Here is a 19174-nt window from a genome sequence, read left to right as displayed (position 1 = left end):
ATCCCAAGGCCGATAAACGGCCTTGGCACATTTCCTTAGTTCAATCGCAGGTGTAGTTCTTGAACTGACGTCACTTTGCTGCGGTCGTCTGCTTGGTTAGCAGTACAGTTAGCAAATGCCGCATTCAAGGTCGTTGTATAGTTAGTTTTGTGTTGCAATGCACCACGACGTAACACCTTCGAATCTTCGATCGCTTGGCGACCTTCGGTAGTATTAACGATATAGCTATACTCGCCATTTTTGATTCTATCAAGAATGTGCGGGCGACCTTCAAATACTTTGTTTACACGACGTACTGCAATACCAGCATCTTCAAGTGCAGCGGCTGTGCCACCTGTTGCATCTAGTTCAAAACCTAGGTCTGTCATGGTTTTAGCTAGTTCAACAATACGTGGCTTATCGCTATTACGCACAGATAGTAACGCGCGGCCACCGCGTGGTAAAGTGTTGCTTGCACCTAATTGTGCTTTTGCAAAGGCTTCGGCGAATGTATCACCGACACCCATTACTTCACCAGTAGAGCGCATTTCAGGGCCACGGATAGGATCCACACCTTGGAACTTAGCAAATGGCAATACCACTTCTTTTACGCTGTAGTAAGGTGGTATCACTTCTTTAGTAATGCCTTGGCTTGCTAAAGATTGACCCGCCATACAACGTGCCGCTACTTTTGCAAGTGCCACACCGGTCGCTTTTGATACGAACGGTACCGTACGCGCTGCACGTGGGTTTACTTCGATTAAGTACACTTTGCCATCTTTAACAGCAAACTGTGTATTCATCAAACCAACCACGCCAAGCTCCAGTGCCATGTCAGTTACTTGCTTGCGCATTACGTCTTGCACTTCTTGTGATAACGAATGGGCTGGTAATGAACAGGCTGAGTCACCTGAGTGAACACCCGCTTGTTCAATGTGTTCCATGATGCCGCCGATGATCACTTGCTCGCCGTCGCAAATTGCGTCAACGTCAACTTCAATCGCATTATCTAAGAAACGGTCAAGTAGTACTGGTGCTTCATTTGATGCAGATACGGCTTCGGTCATGTAACGACGTAAGTCTTGCTCGTCATACACAATTTCCATTGCGCGACCACCTAGTACATACGAAGGACGTACAACCAGTGGGAAACCAATTTCAGCTGATTTTAAAATCGCTTCTTCAGTTGAAGTCACAGTGGCATTTTCAGGCTGAAGCAGGTTTAAACGCTCAACAAGTTGTTGGAAACGCTCACGGTCTTCTGCACGGTCAATCGCATCTGGTGAAGTACCAATTACTGGCACGCCGTTAGCTTCAAGTTCACGGGCAAGTTTAAGTGGTGTTTGACCACCGTATTGCACGATTACACCAACAGGCTTTTCTACACGTACGATTTCAAGTACGTCTTCAAGGGTAATTGGTTCAAAGTATAAACGGTCTGACGTATCGTAGTCGGTAGAAACCGTTTCAGGGTTACAGTTAACCATGATAGTTTCGTAACCGTCTTCACGTAGTGCAAGGGCTGCGTGAACACAACAGTAATCAAATTCAATACCTTGACCGATACGGTTAGGACCGCCACCAATAACCATGATTTTATCACGATCAGATGGGTTAGCTTCACACTCTTCATCGTACGTTGAGTACATGTATGCAGTATCAGAGCTAAATTCTGCAGCGCACGTATCAACGCGCTTGTATACTGGCACGATGTTTAATAAATGACGCTTTTTACGAATTTCAGCTTCAGACACACCGGCAATTTCAGCGATACGAGGATCAGCAAAACCTTTACGTTTTAACTTACGAAGGAAATCAGCGCTTAAGCCAGCCATGCCCACTTCGGCAATTTTAGCTTCGTCTTTTAAGATATCTTCAATCTGTACTAAGTACCAACGGTCAACTTTGGTTAACTGAAACACTTCTTCAACGCTCATGCCGTGACGCATTGCATCAGCAATATACCAAATACGCTCAGCGCCTGGCTCACGTAATTCACGGATGATTTTCTCTTTCGCTTTCGGATCGTCAAGTGCCACGATTGGGTTGAAACCCGTTGCGCCAACTTCCAGACCACGTAATGCTTTTTGTAACGACTCTTGTTGGTTACGACCAATCGCCATTACTTCGCCTACAGATTTCATTTGCGTGGTTAAACGGTCGTTTGCACCAGCAAATTTTTCAAAGTTAAAGCGAGGAATTTTTGTTACTACATAGTCGATTGATGGCTCGAACGACGCAGGTGTTTTACCACCGGTGATGTCGTTTTGTAGTTCATCAAGTGTGTAGCCTACCGCTAGCTTAGCCGCGATTTTAGCAATCGGGAAACCGGTTGCTTTTGAAGCAAGTGCTGATGAACGTGATACACGTGGGTTCATCTCGATAATAACCATACGGCCGTCATCAGGATTAACACCAAACTGTACGTTTGAGCCACCTGTTTCAACACCAATTTCACGCAGTACTGCCATAGAGGCATTACGCATTAATTGGTATTCTTTGTCAGTTAATGTTTGCGCAGGAGCAACGGTGATTGAATCGCCAGTATGAACACCCATTGGGTCAAAGTTTTCAATTGCACAAACGATAATGCAGTTGTCGTTTTTGTCACGCACAACTTCCATTTCGTACTCTTTCCAACCGATCAATGATTCATCAATCAATAGCTCGCTGGTTGGAGAAAGGTCTAAACCGCGTTCACAAATTTCTTCAAACTCTTCTAAGTTATACGCCACACCGCCGCCGGTGCCGCCCATAGTGAAAGAAGGTCGAATAATACACGGTAAACCAATGCGTTTGATGATGTCTTTTGCTTCATCCATTGAATGAGCAATTTCAGCACGCGGGCATTCTAAACCGATATTTCTCATTGCGATATCGAAACGTTCGCGGTTTTCTGCTTTATCGATTGCATCAGCTGTTGCGCCAATTAGCTCAACACCATGCTTTGCCAATACACCGTGCTTGTCTAGTTCTAGCGCACAGTTCAATGCGGTTTGACCACCCATTGTAGGTAGTACTGCATCTGGCTTTTCTTTTTCAATGATTTTTTCTACCACTTCCCAATGAATTGGCTCGATGTAGGTCGCATCAGCCATATCAGGATCGGTCATAATTGTTGCAGGGTTTGAGTTAACTAAAATAACTCGATAGCCTTCTTCTCTAAGTGCTTTACACGCTTGAGCACCAGAGTAGTCAAATTCACAGGCTTGGCCGATTACAATCGGGCCTGCGCCTAGGATAAGAATGCTTTTTATGTCGGTACGTTTTGGCATTGTTACTCCGGTTTAATTAGTTGTTACGCGCTTGCATCAAATCGATGAAGTGGTCAAATAATGGGGCTGCATCGTGTGGACCTGGGCTTGCTTCAGGGTGACCTTGGAAGCTAAAAGCAGGTTTGTCGGTGCGGTGAATACCTTGCAACGTTCCGTCAAATAACGATTTATGCGTAGCACGAAGGTTATCTGGTAACGTTGTTTCATCGGCAGCAAAACCATGGTTTTGCGCAGTGATCATTACTACGTTACGGTCTAAATCTTTCACTGGGTGGTTACCACCGTGATGACCAAACTTCATTTTCACTGTTTTTGCACCCGAGGCAAGGGCTAACAATTGGTGACCTAAACAGATACCAAAAATAGGAATTTCAGTTTCTAAAAAGGCTTTAATTGCTTCAATGGCGTAAGTACACGGTTCAGGATCGCCTGGGCCATTCGATAAGAAGATACCATCTGGGTTAAGTGCTAACACGTCAGCTGCCGAGGTTTGTGCAGGTACAACGGTTAATTTACAACCACGGTCTACAAGCATACGGAGAATATTACGCTTCACACCGAAATCATAAGCAACAACGTGAAACTTTTCATCGGCTGCGTTTAGAGTTTTGAACCCTGCGCCTAATGTCCAGCTTGATTCACGCCACTCGAAATTTTCCTTGGTTGATACTACTTTCGCTAAATCCATACCTTTTAAGCCTGGGAAGGCTTGCGCAGCTGCGAGCGCTTGGTTTTCATCTAATTCGTCACCTGCAATAATACAACCGTTTTGAGCGCCTTTATCGCGCAAAATACGGGTAAGCTTACGGGTGTCGATGTCTGCAATACCTAAGATATTACGTTCTTTTAAGTAATCATCTAACGATTGCTCGTTACGGAAATTACTTGCTAGCAGTGGCAAATCACGGATCACTAGGCCTTTAGCCCAAATGTGACTCGCTTCTTCGTCTTCGCTGTTAGTACCCGTATTACCTATGTGTGGGTACGTCAAAGTTACGATTTGTTCCGCGTATGAAGGGTCAGTCAGAATTTCCTGATAACCAGTCATTGATGTATTGAATACTACTTCACCGACAGACATGCCGTCAGCGCCGATTGCAGTACCGCGAAACACTGTGCCGTCTTCTAGAACTAACAGAGCGGATTTAGTCAAGTTAACCTCCTAACAGTAAAAAACGGGAGTAAAGTCATTTGCTTTACTACCCGTTTATAGCGATTGGAAACACGCAATTATGAATTTTTGGCAAATTAGCGCTATTTTATAGTAATTTGCCTTTTAGGTCTAACCCTATTTCAATAATCAGTAAAAATAAGCCCTATAAGCCAAAAAAGCCACCAAACACCCAAAAAAGTAACTAAACTACTTCAAGTCGAGGACATCTTGCATGTCATAAAGTCCTGCAGGCTTATTTTTCAACCAGCCCGCAGCTCTTACTGCGCCTAATGCAAAGGTCATTCGAGAACTTGCTTTATGAGTTAATTCAAGCCTTTCGCCAGAAGTTGCGAAATATGCGGTATGTTCACCAACTATATCTCCGCCTCGGAGCACCGAATAACCAATTTCATTTTGCGATTTTTCTGTTTCTACTCGGCTGCGATCAAATACCGCAACCTCATCATGCACCCACCCTTTTGCATCGGCAATTGCCTCACCAATGGCAAGTGCAGTGCCTGATGGCGCATCTATTTTATGGCGATGATGCGCTTCAAAAATTTCGATATCTAAATCATCACCAAATTTAGTGGCGGCGGTTTGCACTAAATTCAACAGTAAATTTACGCCTACGCTGTAATTTCGCGCAAACACAATTGGAATCTGCTTGGCAGCCGTTTGTAACGCCAGCATATCGTCGTCATTTAAACCGGTGGTGCCAATCACCATCGGGATCTTTTGTGCCACAGCTGTTTTTAGATGCTCACGCATGCCTGCTGGCAATGTAAAATCAATCAATACGTCAATGTTCTCTACGCTGCGCTCATCACTGAAATTAACAGTCGGAGGGGCTGCACTATTCAATTGATTAACAGCAATATTTAATAAAGGTGAACTACTACGTACATAGGCTGCACCGAGCTCGGCATGATTATTCTTATGTGCGGCTTCAACTAGTGCTAACCCCATTCTTCCGTTCGCGCCAAATACGCCAATTCGATTCATTTTAATTAACCTTTGCTTTTATGTTGGCTAGATTTTATCTAAAACTCATGTAATAGTCAGGTACGCCTTTTAAAATAATAATAACAGATACCCATAGACTTTAGCCATCTATACATTTAAACTTCTTTCTTTGCGCCGATTTGGTCTTTGGCTTGCGGGCGCTGTTGAGTTACTTATCACTTTGATAAGCACACAACTAAATGCTGCTAAAAGAAGGATGTTTTTGCTGCACTAGTTGTCTATGAGTTATCTAACGAGGAATATGATGCAGCCATCATTTAATAAAACTAATGCAAAGTTATCTTTGCTGCCGCTACTTACGTTTGTCGCCTTATTTTTAGGCGCGGGTTTATACCTGCAATCTCAAGGAGTTGATTACGCTTTTTATCAGCTCCCTGCCCCAGTTGCGATTTTACCGGCGATCATGCTGGCGTTTATCCTTAATAAAAACACCATTAATCACAGTGTAGAAACCTTTATAAAAGGTGCTGGTCACAATAACATCATTACCATGTGTTTAATTTACTTACTTGCAGGTGCTTTCTCCGCCGTTGCCGGCGCTACAGGGGGTGTTGACGCTGTTGTTAACGCCGGTTTATCACTTATTCCACCAGCATTACTTTTACCGGGCTTATTTTTAATTGCAGCGGTAGTATCTACGGCCATGGGTACTTCAATGGGCACTATCGGGGCGATTGGCCCGATTGCGTATGCGGTCTCTATTAAAACCGGTATTGATCCAGCATTAATGGCCGGTACGATTGTGTCAGGTGCGATGTTTGGCGATAACTTATCAATTATTTCTGATACCACCATTGCTGCAACGCGTACCCAAGGCTGTGAGATGAAAGATAAATTCCGTGAGAATTTAAAAATCGCATTGCCAGCAGCTATCCTCACTATTGGTTTATTATTCTTTTTAACTCCTGCGGCTCAAGCAGTAGAAACTAAAGATTACGATATTCTATTAGTACTACCTTATGCATTTATTTTAGTACTAGCGGTGATGGGCTTTAATGTATTTGTGGTGCTGTTCAGCGGTATTATATTTGCGGCACTGATGGGCTTTACTGGCAGTTATGAAGGTGCCAGCTTTGTAAAAGACATTTATAAGGGCTTTACTGATATGCAAGAAATATTCTTGCTGTCGATGTTTATTGGTGGCTTATCAGAGTTTATTCGTATTAACGGTGGCCTTGATTATATCGCGCAAAAGATTCAAGCCATTACTAAAGTCATTGCAAAATGGCACCGGAAAGTGGCAGATCAACTTGGTATTGCCGCGTTAGTTATGACCAGCAACGTATGTATAGCGAATAATACCGTGTCGATTATTGTTGCCGGTCCTATCGCCAAAAAACTTGCCGATGATGGTGAGATCAGCGGTAAGCGTTCAGCAAGCTTACTGGATATTTTCGCCTGTGTTACGCAAGGATCTCTCCCTTATGGTGCACAAGCGTTACTACTTGGCGCAACATTTAAAATTAGCCCGTGGCAAGTATCAACCTCATCTTACTACTGCTTTATATTGGCATTTACTGCTATAGCTGTAATTTGCCTACGCCGAAATAAGGCATAAATACTTAAGCAGATGCGCTCACGTTTGGGCGTATCTGCTATACTTTGCGCTTTACTCCCAATTAAACATATAGTTATGAATATAAAATCAACATTATCTTTATTCGCCCTTTGTGCAGTTAGTACATCTAGCTTTGCTGCAAATTGGAGCACAACGCAACTACATTTAAACTACGGCGATTTTAAAAACCCATTTACTGAACAAGAAGCAGGTACATCAATCGCTTCACTGCAACACGCCTCTGGCTATGACTATGGTGATAACTTTTTCTTCATAGATTACATTAATGATAATGTTGATGATGGCTATCAAGACCGTGACTTTTATGGCGAATGGTATTCAACTTTTAGCCTTTCTAAAATAACCGGTAATGACTTTTCGTTTGGCGCTATTGCTGACGTTGGATTAACAGCGGGCTTTAACGCCGCAGGTGATGCTAAGGTATTGAAGTATTTACCCGGTGTTAAAGTAAATTGGCAAGCGAAAGGATTTAGTTTTTTATCAACCCTAGTTACGGCCTATATAGATGATAACGAGGGTGTTGCGCGTGGTGGCGCGCCTATTGAAACTAACAGCTGGATGCTAGATGTTGCATGGGGTTACCCGTTTTCGATTGGTTCACAAAAATTTAATATAACTGGCCATGTTGAATATATTGCTGAGCGCGAAAATGAATTTGGTGAAGATGTTAAGGCGTGGATCTTAGCGCAGCCTATTATTACTTGGGACTTGGGTAATGCCATCAGCATGAAAGAAAACACCTTACTACTTGGTCTTGAGTGGCAATATTGGCACAACAAGCTAGGGACCGATACCACTGAGTCGGTACCGCAATTTCATGTTGAGTGGACGTTTTAGCGAGTTAGCGAGTTAGCGATAATAATAAAGCGCGATATTAATTGTATTGCGCTTTTTTTACTTACCATGAACACAGATCACGTTAGCTTTATTTCATAAACACCTAAACGCTGCTGTTGCTGATTAGCAAGGAAGATTGATGTCTCTTTTTGATAATATTTAAATTGTGCGCCTGCGCGTTGCACAACCTTTATACTCGCTAAGTTTTCCTCTAAACAACAAAACTCAATCACTTTTGCATGACTATTATTTTTTATATAAGGCACTATTTTAGTAAGCACTTGATTCATGGCTCTTTGCCCGCGTGCAAAATCAGCTAACCAATAACCGCATTCAGCACCTTTACTGTCAGGATCAATGTGTTTAATACCAAATACACCGCTTAAGCGATCCTCTATATATACCGCAAACCACTGAGAACCTGCTTTACCGCTGTGTAGTCGTTCATATATATAACGTTTAGTTGAATTAACATCTATTGCGTAATCCACCCAAGGTAAAAATTGACTCAGATTTTCCCGACTATCGGCGATAACTTGGTAAAGTTCAACTGCGTGACTAATATCTAATGGCTTTAAAGTTATTGAATCTGAAATCACCAGTTCCATTTAGTCAGCCTCAACTACTTTTGCTAAACGCATATGTAGCAGCGGAAACGGCTTTCCTTGACCATCTAATTCAGAGCGCCCTATTTGCTCAAACCCTCTACTTAAATAAAAACCATGGGCTTTAGGGTTTTGCTCGTTAACATCAACATGAGTTGCTGCTAAATTATCAATCGCGTAATTAATTAAGAACGTGCCAACCCCCTTCGCAAAGAAAGCCGGCTCAACAAACAGCATTTCAATATTGCCGCCAGCAACGCCAATAAACCCAATTATTTTTCCACTGTTGTCTTTACAACAAAAAAGACTAACAGCATCAAAATAATGTGCCAAAATCAATGGTTTCAGTTCATCTATGTGTTGTTGGGTTAAAAAGTCATGGGTATGAGAAACGCAAGCTTCCCAGATCTCAATTAAAGAGGCGTAATCTTTTTTCTCGGCGGATTTAATAAGCATTGTTAGTTCCTTTGAATATTAAAATAACCATCATCAGTTTTGCAAAAATATTGTAGCGGAGTTGGGCAACAGCTCCGAGGCTAAATCAACAAAAAGCAGCGTAAACGCTGCTTTTATAATACTTACATTTTAGTCTCTAACTTTGCGTTAAATAAAACGCTTAATAATAAAATCAACTTTGACACGCTTAGCTTGCCCCAGCAGTTTTTTAACCGCTGGCGGGTAATCGTCCATGGTTTCTAAATCTTCGGCACCGTTTAAACGACGACAGTGTTGTAATATCTCGGCTCTTTCATTGTCGATTGCTGGCATGAGACTTTGCTCAGGATCTTCTAATAAAATGCCATTTTCGATATCTAATCCCCAGGCACGGGGATTTAAATTATGACCACTCAATAAATGATATTTACGATCAGCACAAATACCTTTCAAATGAAATGAGTTACTTTCATGCTGCCACAAATACACATTTAAATTACCGTTAATAATATGGCGCTTTTGCGATTTTAAAAATTTATGCAAAATCGTTTCATACAAGTATGGCAAAGCACCTATTTTACTAAATGGTTCACTTGGTGGCAGGTAAAAATCATTCGCCGTTTTATCGCCTACTACGATTGTTACTTGCTTGCCCTGTTTTAGTAAGCGGCGCAAGGAACGCATTAACGGTGCAGGAAAATTAAAGTATGGGGTATACAGCACTAACTCTTGCTCGGTGGCATCAAATAAGGATTTGATCACACGATTAAGCTCGTTATTACGTCGTCCCAGTCCTAAAAATAGTCGCACGCCAAGTGCTTGCTCATTTTGCTCCACACTGTGAGCGTAGTTAGCTTGCTTTAATGAACGCATCAATTGTTTTTGTGCGATTTTAATATCATTAAACTTTGTTAAAGGCCGCACATCAATACGTGGAACGGCTTCAGAACTCAACAATTCATGTTCAATAAAGTCAATCACAGAATCACATAGTGAGGCCTGCTCGACTAAAAAATAGCGATCTAACCGGTAGCGCTCTTGATACTGCAAATACACATTATTTAAACTCGCACCGCTGTAAAGCAGCGTATCATCAATTACAAAACCTTTTAAATGCAGCACCCCAAAAAGTTCTTTTGCTTTTACTGGTACGCCAAAAATTTGTACATTTGATTGATATTTTTCTTGATATTCACAATATAAACTGGCGTTACCATCTGACTTTGCCGCACCAATTAAACCGCGTTGGGCACGATGAAAGTCAACCAACACTTTTACATCTAATGCGGGGTTTGCTAATGAAGCCTGATGTAACGCTGCTAACACTTCACGCCCTGCTTCATCATCTTGCAGATAAAGTGTCGTAATATAAATACGTGTTTTTGCCTGCGCAATCAGTGCTAGTAAATGCGTGCGATATTCTTGTGCATTGGTTAAGACGTTAACGTCTTTTGAAGTCAACCCGTACGCGGGTTTTTCCTGCCAAAATAACATAATTGCCTATTCACTTAGGTCACCCTTAATCAGGGTCACAAATCAAAATTAGTTAAAACATATCAAAAAAACACAGCTTGGTCATGAATTAACGTCGCATGCGGAGTTAATACTGAATTAATAGCTCAGATATCATACAAATAGTACACTTATCATGATTCTAGTACACAATATTTGACAGCTTTGTGATTTAGAAAAAAAAATAATCGCCGCTTTTATTTACTTCCCTCTTGTTTCTCTTAAAATCGAGCGCATTAATACGCTATTAAACGTTTAGGATATAAAAACATGAGTGAAGTAAAACATTGTAAGTTGCTAATTTTAGGATCTGGACCTGCGGGTTACACTGCAGCAGTTTACGCAGCACGCGCAAATTTAAACCCGGTATTGATCACCGGTATGCAACAAGGCGGTCAACTTACAACAACGACTGAAGTTGAAAACTGGCCGGGCGATGCTCACGGTTTAACAGGTCCAGCATTAATGGATCGTATGAAAGAGCATGCCGAGCGTTTTGAAACTGAAATTGTCTTTGATCACATACACACTGTTGATGTAACTAAACGTCCATTTACATTAACGGGTGACCAAGGTACTTACACGTGTGATGCGCTGATCATTGCAACGGGTGCATCTGCTAAGTACTTGGGCCTAGAGTCTGAAACTAACTTCCAAGGCCGTGGTGTGTCAGCCTGTGCAACCTGTGATGGTTTTTTCTATAAAGGTCAAAAAGTTGCGGTTGTTGGCGGTGGTAATACCGCGGTTGAAGAAGCGCTTTATTTATCGAACATTGCTGATGAAGTACATGTAATTCACCGTCGTGATAGCTTCCGCAGTGAAAAAATCTTAGCCGATCGCCTCGCTGAAAAAGCAGCAAACGGTAACGTAGTCATGCATTATAACCGTACGCTTGATGAAGTACTGGGTGACCAAATGGGTGTTACTGGTGTTCGTATCAAGGATGCAAACTCAGAAGCCACTGAAGAAATTGATTTAGCGGGCGTATTTATTGCAATTGGTCATAAACCAAATACTGATATGTTTGTTGGCCAACTTGAAATGAAAGACGGCTACTTAGTGGTTGAGTCAGGCCTAAACGGCAATGCAACACAAACAAGTGTACCAGGTGTTTTTGCTGCAGGTGATGTGTCTGATCATATCTACCGTCAAGCAATCACTTCTGCTGGTACTGGCTGTATGGCAGCACTTGATGCTGAGCGTTTCTTAGATAACCTATAAGTTTGCATAACATATAGTAAGGGCTGAATTTTCAGCCCTTTTTTTGTGGCCAAAAATTATAAAGACTCATCCAACACCGAAAAGTACTCATTGCAGCCGCACCAACATTCACCACACTTATACTCGAAATTAATCATATTTATACAATTAATGGCTTAGGTGCGATAGGATCTAAGTCCGAGCAATGAATATCGTCAAAGTATAGTAAGTAAAACTAGCTATAATTATAGTTAGGCAGAAAAGCTTTATTCATTTAGGCATTACTAGAGACTGTAAAATCAGTTAAAATGCTTAACTTCATATCAAGTAAAATACCGAGAGTTTTCTATGAGTTTGTATACAAAATATATGGAAGAAATCCAAACCCGTAAAACGGAGCTTGGATTAAACCCACAACCAATCGATAGCGCTGAACTAGTATCAGAAATCATTAATCAAATTAAAGATACTAATAACGAGCACCGTAAAGATTCACTGCATTTCTTTATTTTTAATACATTACCAGGAACAACCAGTGCTGCGGGCGTTAAAGCACAGTTTCTAAAAGAAATTATTTTGGGTGAAGAGCAAGTTGCAGAGATCACTCCAGAATTCGCATTTGAACTGCTTTCACACATGAAAGGCGGCCCGTCAATTGAAATGCTAATTGATTTAGTATTTGCTGATGACGCAACAATCGCAGCACAAGCGGCTGAAGTACTTAAGACTCAAGTATTCTTATACGATGCAGATATGGCGCGCATAAAAGCGGCATACGAAGCAGGCAATGCAATTGCTAAAGAATTACTAGAGAGCTTCGCACAAGCTGAATTCTTCACAAAATTACCTGACATCGAAGAAAAAATCGATGTAGTAACCTATATCGCCGGTGAAGGCGACATCTCAACTGATTTACTGTCTCCAGGTAACCAAGCACATTCACGTGCTGACCGTGAACTACACGGTAAATGCATGATCACTGAAGAAGCACAGCAAGAAATTGTTGCGCTTCAAAAGAAACACCCTAACGCTAAAGTAATGCTTATTGCTGAAAAAGGCACGATGGGCGTTGGTTCATCTCGTATGTCTGGTGTGAATAACGTAGCACTTTGGGCGGGTAAACAAGCAAGCCCATACGTTCCTTTCATCAACATTGCACCTGTTGTTGCAGGTACTAATGGTATTGCGCCAATCTTTTTAACAACGGTTGATGTAACTGGCGGTATTGGTCTTGACCTTAAAAACTGGGTTAAAAAAGTAGACGCAAACGGCAATACAGTGACTGATGACAATGGTGATGCAGTGCTTGAAGAAGCGTACTCTGTTGCTACCGGTACTGTGTTAACAATCAATACTAAAGAGAAAAAGCTTTATAACGGTGATAAAGAACTTGTTGATATTTCGTCAGCATTCACACCGCAAAAAGTTGAATTCATGAGAGCCGGTGGTTCTTACGCTGTTGTATTCGGTAAAAAACTACAAACGTTTGCTGCTGAAACACTCGGCATTGAAACTCCACTTGTGTATGCACCTTCAAAAGAAATTTCACATGAAGGCCAAGGCTTAACAGCGGTTGAAAAAATCTTTAACCGTAATGCAGTAGGTGTACTATCAGATACGCCACTTCACGCAGGCTCAAATGTTCGCGTTAAAGTGAACATCGTTGGTTCGCAAGATACAACCGGCCCAATGACAGCACAAGAATTAGAAGCCATGGCTGCTTCTACGATTTCACCTCTTGTTGATGGTGCATATCAGTCTGGTTGTCACACTGCATCTGTATGGGATAGCAAAGCGCAAGCAAACATTCCTAAACTAATGGCGTTCATGAATAAGTTTGGTTTGATCACTGCACGTGACCCGAAAGGCGTTTATCATGCAATGACTGACGTTATTCACAAAGTATTGAACGACATTACTATTGATGACCGCGCAATCATCATCGGTGGTGACTCGCATACACGTATGTCTAAAGGTGTTGCCTTTGGTGCCGACTCGGGTACGGTTGCTGTTGCACTTGCAACGGGTGAATCAGCGATGCCAATTCCTGATTCAGTTAAAGTTACGTTTAAAGGCAAAATGGCTAAGCACATGGATTTCCGCGACGTTGTACATGCAACGCAAGCGCAAATGCTTAAGCAATTTGGTGGCGAAAACGTGTTCCAAGGTCGCATCATTGAAGTGCATATTGGTACTCTTATGGCTGACCAAGCGTTTACCTTCACTGACTGGACTGCAGAGATGAAAGCGAAAGCATCAATCTGTATTTCAAATGATGAAACGTTAATTAAGTCAATTGAACTTGCTAAGTCACGTATCCAAATCATGATCAACAAAGGGATGGATAACGAGGCGCAAACGCTACAAGGTCTAATCGACTTAGCCGACAAGCGTATTGCAGGTATTCAATCTGGTGAAGAGCCAGCACTTTCTCCAGACGATAATGCTAAATACCACGCAGAAGTTGTGGTTGATTTAGACCAAATCGTTGAGCCAATGATTGCCGATCCAGATGTAAATAACGATGATGTTTCTAAGCGTTATACTCACGATGTGATCCGCCCTGTTTCTTTTTACAACGACAAGCCTGTTGATTTAGCTTTTGTTGGTTCGTGTATGGTTCATAAAGGCGATATGAAAATTATTGCTCACATGCTACGTAACCTTGAGAAGAAAAACGGTTCTATCTCATTCAAAGCGCCATTGGTCGTTGCGCCACCAACATATAACATTGTTGATGAGCTTAAAGCGGAAGGCGATTGGGATATCCTTGCTAAATACGCAGGGTTTGAATTTGACGATGCAAAACCAAAAACGGCTGCACGTACTAAGTATGAAAATATCTTATACCTAGAACGCCCTGGTTGTAACCTATGTATGGGTAACCAAGAAAAAGCTGAACCTGGTGACACTGTTATCGCAACGTCAACACGTCTGTTCCAAGGCCGTGTAGTAGCTGATACATCTGAGAAAAAAGGTGAGTCACTACTGGGGTCAACGCCAGTTGTAGTACTTTCTTCTGTTCTTGGTCGTTTCCCGACTATCGAAGAGTATAAGTCTGCAGTTGAAGGTATTGACCTTACATCGTTTGTACCTGTTGAAGAAGCGATGACAACTAAGTTCAACGCAGGTCAAGCAGTACCCGTAAAAGTGGTTAGCTAATTCGATTAGTTAATGGTTCAATTAAGCGCGTTTTTTAACGCGCTTTTTTTATGCCTACAATTTGCCTATCATAAGTAAGCGCTGTACGAGGGGATGGATAACACAATAATTTGTGGTTTGTGAATTTAAAGCAACAGGTTACACTTTATCTTGATCATTCAGTTATTCAATCGGTGTTATGACTAAACAACTTTATCAACTCGCTAAAAGCCACTTTGCTTTTCCTGATCCCACCCATGCATTAGATGATCCAGATGGTTTACTTGCCATTGGTGGATGCTTATCTGTAACGCGATTAAAAAATGCCTATCGCTACGGTATTTTTCCATGGTTTAGTGAATACGAGCCAATTATGTGGTGGTCGCCAAGTATGCGCGGCATCATTGAACTCGATGAATTTCATATTAGCCGAAGCTTACGCAAGCATCTGAAAAAAAATCCGGTTAAAGTGACTATTAATACCGAATTTACTCAGGTGATTGAAGCCTGTCGCCAACAACGCTTAGAAACAGATGGCACCTGGATCACAAAAAAAATGCTCAACGCTTATAAAGATGCACATAAAGCAGGCTTAGCGCATAGTTTAGAAATCTGGTCAGACGACAAACTTGTTGGTGGCTTGTACGGTATTATGCAGCATGGCGTATTTTGCGGCGAATCAATGTTCCATCATCAAGCTAATTGTTCAAAATTAGCCATGTGGGCATTGGTCAATTGGTTGAAACGTCACCATGCGCATTTTATTGACTGTCAGCTTGAGAATCCTTATTTAGTCACTTTAGGTGAAAAAGTGCTACCGCGCTCAGAATTTTTAACTAAACTAAAACAAGCAGAAGAGTTTATTATTCCAACAACAATGTGGCAACCTCAGGAGCTTATCGCTATTTATGACTGAACACTTACCTGCTCGTTTAGGTTTAAGCCAACAATTTGATTGTAGCTACCTAGCCGATCGCCAAGAGCAATTATTAGTCATTTTGGATCCAAGTTGTTATACCCCGGGCAAATTTGAGCAATTACTGGCCCTCGGTTTTCGCCGTAGTGGTGACCAAATTTACCGACCACACTGCCCTGTTTGCAGCGCATGTAAGTCTGTGCGTGTATTAGCTAAGGCATTTTTACCGACAAAATCACAAAAACGTAAACTTAATAAAGCAAAAAATGCCTTTTGCGTGAAATACTCAGACCAACAACGCCCTGAATACTTTCCGTTATACAGTAAATACATTACCGAGCGTCACCAAGACGGTTCTATGTACCCACCAGAACAAAGTCAGTTTAACAGCTTTATATTTTGTCACTGGTTACCAATTACTTTTATTGAATTATGGGACCAAGAGAAACTGGTTGCAGTGGCGGTAACTGATTGTATGCACAACGCTGTTTCTGCTATTTACACTTTTTTTGATCCTGATTATGAGCACTTCAGTGTGGGCACAATTATGATTTTAGAGCAGCTCAAATTCGCCAAACAATACGATAAAGAATTTGTCTATTTAGGTTATCAAATTGATGAATGTGCAAAAATGCGTTACAAAACCCAATTTTTACCTGCCCAAAATAGGGTTGCAGACCAGTGGCTGGCTATTTAATTTACAAAAATGCCTACTGCGGCTTTACTTATTGGTGTATTTTCGGCAGAATCTGCATCGTTTAACTATTAAAGAGGTGTTACGCTAAACATGGCGAAAGAAGACGTAATCGAAATGCAAGGGACGGTCCTTGATACTTTACCAAATACAATGTTCCGAGTTGAGCTTGAAAATGGTCACGTAGTTGTGGCTCACATTTCAGGTAAAATGCGTAAAAACTATATCCGCATTTTAACCGGCGATAAAGTTACCGTAGAAATGACCCCATACGATTTATCAAAAGGTCGCATCGTATTCCGTGCTCGCTAAGTTAGTGCGTTAACGAAATATCAAGTTTTTAGCTAAGTTGTCTGAGTAACTTAGTTACTTTCTACATTAGCTTGAAGCGTTTATTAAATGTAATTGATAGCTAAACTAACAATTACATTTAATAAACAAAAAGCCCAGCAATTGCTGGGCTTTTTGTTTTCTATTTAACGCTGCAATTATGCAGGTGTTAAATTCGTTTCATAATCAAAACGCAATTTTTTATCTTTGATAGACACTTTCACTGTGCCACCGTCGATAAGTTGCCCAAATAAGATCTCGTTTGCCAGCGGCTTTTTCAATTGCTCTTGGATCACGCGGCCCATTGGACGTGCGCCCATAGCTTTATCGTAGCCTTTATCTGCCAACCATTCCCGCGCTTTATTAGTAAGCTCAAGATTAACTGACTTTTTATCCAGCTGCGCTTGTAACTCAACAATAAATTTATCAACAACCAGTAAAGTTACATCACGATCAAGGTGGTTAAACCAAATGATGTTATCTAGGCGGTTTCTAAATTCTGGCGAAAATACTTTATTGATTTCGCTCATCGCATCATGAGAATGATCTTGATCAGTAAAGCCTATTGATTTACGTACTGTTTCTTGTACGCCCGCATTAGTAGTCATCACCACCACAACGTTTCTAAAGTCAGCTTTACGGCCGTTATTATCGGTCAGCGTGCCATGATCCATCACTTGCAGTAAGATATTGTAAATATCTGAGTGAGCTTTCTCAATCTCATCCAGTAATACAACCGAATGTGGATTTTTAATCACAGCCTCAGTTAACAAACCACCTTGTTCAAAACCAACGTAGCCTGGAGGCGCACCAATTAAACGGCTTACCGCGTGGCGCTCAACATACTCAGACATATCAAAACGGATAAACTCAACACCCATACATTTTGCAAGCTGTTTAGTTACCTCCGTTTTACCTACACCCGTTGGTCCTGCAAACAAAAACGAACCGACTGGTTTATCTTCATTTGATAAGCCTGAACGTGATAAGCGAATGGCCGAGGTTAGTGCATCGATTGATTGATCTTGGCCAAATACCAACATCTTCAAGTTACGATCAAGATTTTTAAGAGTCTCTTTATCGCTTGATGACACACTTTGCTGCGGAATACGCGCCATTTTTGCCACGATCAATTCGATATCTGCCACACCAATGGTTTTTTTGCGTTTAGAGATCGGTTGTAATCGTTGGCTAGCACCCGCTTCATCAATAACATCAATGGCTTTATCAGGTAAGTGACGCTCATTAATGTACTTAGCACTGAGCTCTGCCGCCGCTTTTAACGCTTTTTGCGTATAGCGAATGCCATGATGCTCTTCGTAACGTTCTTTTAAACCATTAAGTATTTTAGTGGTATCAGCGACACTTGGTTCAAGTACATCAATTTTCTGAAAACGGCGCACTAACGCACGGTCTTTTTCAAAGATATTTTTATACTCGTTATAGGTAGTTGAGCCCATACAACGTAACTTACCGCTCGAAAGCAGTGGTTTAAGCAGGTTAGATGCGTCCATAACGCCACCAGAGGCTGCGCCGGCACCAATTATGGTATGGATCTCATCAATAAACAAAATAGCGCCTGGTTTCGCCTGAAGCTCTTTTAGTAATGCTTTAAAGCGCTTTTCAAAATCACCGCGGTATTTAGTACCTGCAAGTAATGCCCCCATATCTAACGAGTACACCACAGCATCGGCAATCACTTCGGGTACTTGTTCATGCACTATGCGATACGCTAGACCTTCAGCAATAGCGGTTTTACCTACCCCAGCTTCGCCAACTAATAACGGATTATTCTTTTTACGACGACACAGTACTTGCACCGTGCGTTCTACTTCACTATCACGGCCCACCAATGGGTCGATATTCCCTTCACGGGCGAGTACATTCAAATTAGACGTGAAGTTTTCTAATTTACTTGGCTCTTCGCCTTGAACGGCTTGTACTTCTTCATGGATGTCATCAGCATCTTCACCGCCCATGTCATCGTCTGCTTTAGAGATACCATGAGATATAAAGTTCACAATATCTAGTCGCGAGATATCAGCTTTTTTCAGCAAGTAAACCGCTTGGCTTTCTTGTTCTGAAAAAATGGCAACCAGCACATTGACGCCTGTTACTTCGTTTTTACCCGATGATTGCACATGAAATACTGCGCGTTGCAATACCCGCTGAAAACCAAGTGTTGGTTGAGTTTCACGTTCTTCTTCTAAATCAGGAATGACTGGAGTGGTCTCATTAATAAACTCTGATAGCTCAGCTTTTAATGCTGCCATATCAATCCCGCAGGCGTGTAGCGCTTCTCCAGCCGATGGATTATCAAGTAGAGCAAGTAATAGGTGCTCTACAGTCATAAATTCATGGCGACGTGTACGCGCTTCGCGAAACGCCGCGTTTAAAGTTAGTTCTAAATCTTTGTTTAGCATTAGCAACCCCTTACTGAGATAATATTTTTATACCGTTGTGATGGGTATTTTGATCACCCTACCTTGGTA

14 protein-coding genes are annotated in these 19174 nt (G+C 41.6%); 7 read left to right on the top strand and 7 right to left on the bottom strand.

Going from position 1 to position 19174, the window contains the following annotated elements; all coding sequences use genetic code 11:
• Positions 1 to 35: 35 nt before the first annotated feature.
• The 3 genes from carB to dapB all read right to left on the bottom strand — a co-directional run bounded on the left by carB (position 36) and on the right by dapB (position 5412).
• Positions 36 to 3254, bottom strand: coding sequence for a carbamoyl-phosphate synthase large subunit (carB, locus tag H5154_RS03130; protein ID WP_149982336.1), 3219 nt, complete (start codon positions 3252 to 3254; stop codon positions 36 to 38).
• A gap of 16 nt (positions 3255 to 3270) precedes the next feature.
• Entirely contained in the window at positions 3271 to 4407 is a 1137-nt protein-coding gene (gene carA / locus H5154_RS03125; RefSeq protein ID WP_145233083.1) for a glutamine-hydrolyzing carbamoyl-phosphate synthase small subunit, read from the bottom strand.
• A 207-nt stretch (positions 4408 to 4614) separates the two neighbouring features.
• On the bottom strand, positions 4615 to 5412 hold the full coding sequence (gene dapB / locus H5154_RS03120) for a 4-hydroxy-tetrahydrodipicolinate reductase (protein ID WP_182717365.1): 798 nt from the start codon (positions 5410 to 5412) through the stop codon (positions 4615 to 4617).
• Positions 5413 to 5677: 265 nt separating this feature from the next.
• Between dapB and H5154_RS03115 the strand changes: the two genes are divergently transcribed.
• Together H5154_RS03115 and H5154_RS03110 are read left to right on the top strand one after the other, a co-directional pair.
• Complete coding sequence (locus H5154_RS03115; protein ID WP_182717456.1) at positions 5678 to 6991, top strand: Na+/H+ antiporter NhaC family protein; 1314 nt, start codon at positions 5678 to 5680, stop codon at positions 6989 to 6991.
• Positions 6992 to 7066: 75 nt separating this feature from the next.
• Positions 7067 to 7849 carry a nucleoside-binding protein gene (locus H5154_RS03110; protein WP_182717364.1) on the top strand — a complete coding sequence of 261 codons (783 nt, stop codon included), beginning with the start codon at positions 7067 to 7069 and terminating at the stop codon, positions 7847 to 7849.
• A 77-nt stretch (positions 7850 to 7926) separates the two neighbouring features.
• Here the strand turns inward: H5154_RS03110 and H5154_RS03105 are convergent, their stop codons facing one another.
• The 3 genes from H5154_RS03105 to pssA all read right to left on the bottom strand — a co-directional run bounded on the left by H5154_RS03105 (position 7927) and on the right by pssA (position 10383).
• Entirely contained in the window at positions 7927 to 8457 is a 531-nt protein-coding gene (locus tag H5154_RS03105) for a GNAT family N-acetyltransferase (RefSeq protein WP_182717363.1), read from the bottom strand.
• The gene (locus H5154_RS03100) at positions 8458 to 8910 is read right to left on the bottom strand and encodes a GNAT family N-acetyltransferase (RefSeq protein WP_182717362.1); all 453 of its coding nucleotides are present in this window, start codon (positions 8908 to 8910) and stop codon (positions 8458 to 8460) included.
• Positions 8911 to 9057: 147 nt separating this feature from the next.
• Positions 9058 to 10383, bottom strand: a complete 1326-nt coding sequence (pssA, locus tag H5154_RS03095) for a CDP-diacylglycerol--serine O-phosphatidyltransferase (RefSeq protein ID WP_149982341.1) — start codon at positions 10381 to 10383, stop codon at positions 9058 to 9060.
• 288 nt (positions 10384 to 10671) lie between these two features.
• On the opposite strand from pssA, the gene trxB reads away from it, so the two are divergent.
• The 5 genes from trxB to infA all read left to right on the top strand — a co-directional run bounded on the left by trxB (position 10672) and on the right by infA (position 16664).
• On the top strand, positions 10672 to 11622 hold the full coding sequence (gene trxB / locus H5154_RS03090; RefSeq protein ID WP_182717361.1) for a thioredoxin-disulfide reductase: 951 nt from the start codon (positions 10672 to 10674) through the stop codon (positions 11620 to 11622).
• Positions 11623 to 11949: 327 nt separating this feature from the next.
• A complete protein-coding gene (locus H5154_RS03085; protein WP_182717360.1) occupies positions 11950 to 14763 on the top strand; it encodes a bifunctional aconitate hydratase 2/2-methylisocitrate dehydratase in 2814 nt (937 codons plus the stop codon).
• Between the two features lie 178 nt (positions 14764 to 14941).
• A complete protein-coding gene (aat, locus tag H5154_RS03080) occupies positions 14942 to 15658 on the top strand; it encodes a leucyl/phenylalanyl-tRNA--protein transferase (protein ID WP_145233076.1) in 717 nt (238 codons plus the stop codon).
• The gene (locus tag H5154_RS03075) at positions 15651 to 16355 is read left to right on the top strand and encodes an arginyltransferase (protein ID WP_182717359.1); all 705 of its coding nucleotides are present in this window, start codon (positions 15651 to 15653) and stop codon (positions 16353 to 16355) included. Before aat ends, H5154_RS03075 begins: the two co-directional genes overlap by 8 nt.
• A 90-nt stretch (positions 16356 to 16445) precedes the next feature.
• A complete protein-coding gene (gene infA / locus H5154_RS03070; RefSeq protein WP_002962494.1) occupies positions 16446 to 16664 on the top strand; it encodes a translation initiation factor IF-1 in 219 nt (72 codons plus the stop codon).
• Positions 16665 to 16840: 176 nt separating this feature from the next.
• Here the strand turns inward: infA and clpA are convergent, their stop codons facing one another.
• Positions 16841 to 19105 (bottom strand): ATP-dependent Clp protease ATP-binding subunit ClpA, encoded by a 2265-nt coding sequence (gene clpA, locus H5154_RS03065; RefSeq protein ID WP_145233074.1) that lies wholly within the window; start codon positions 19103 to 19105, stop codon positions 16841 to 16843.
• Positions 19106 to 19174 lie beyond the last annotated feature (69 nt).

Source organism: Pseudoalteromonas sp. SR44-5 (genome assembly GCF_014163675.1).
GTDB classification, from domain to species: domain Bacteria; phylum Pseudomonadota; class Gammaproteobacteria; order Enterobacterales; family Alteromonadaceae; genus Pseudoalteromonas; species Pseudoalteromonas rhizosphaerae.
Note: the sequence above shows the minus strand (reverse complement) of the source record. Positions and strands in the feature narration are given on the sequence as shown.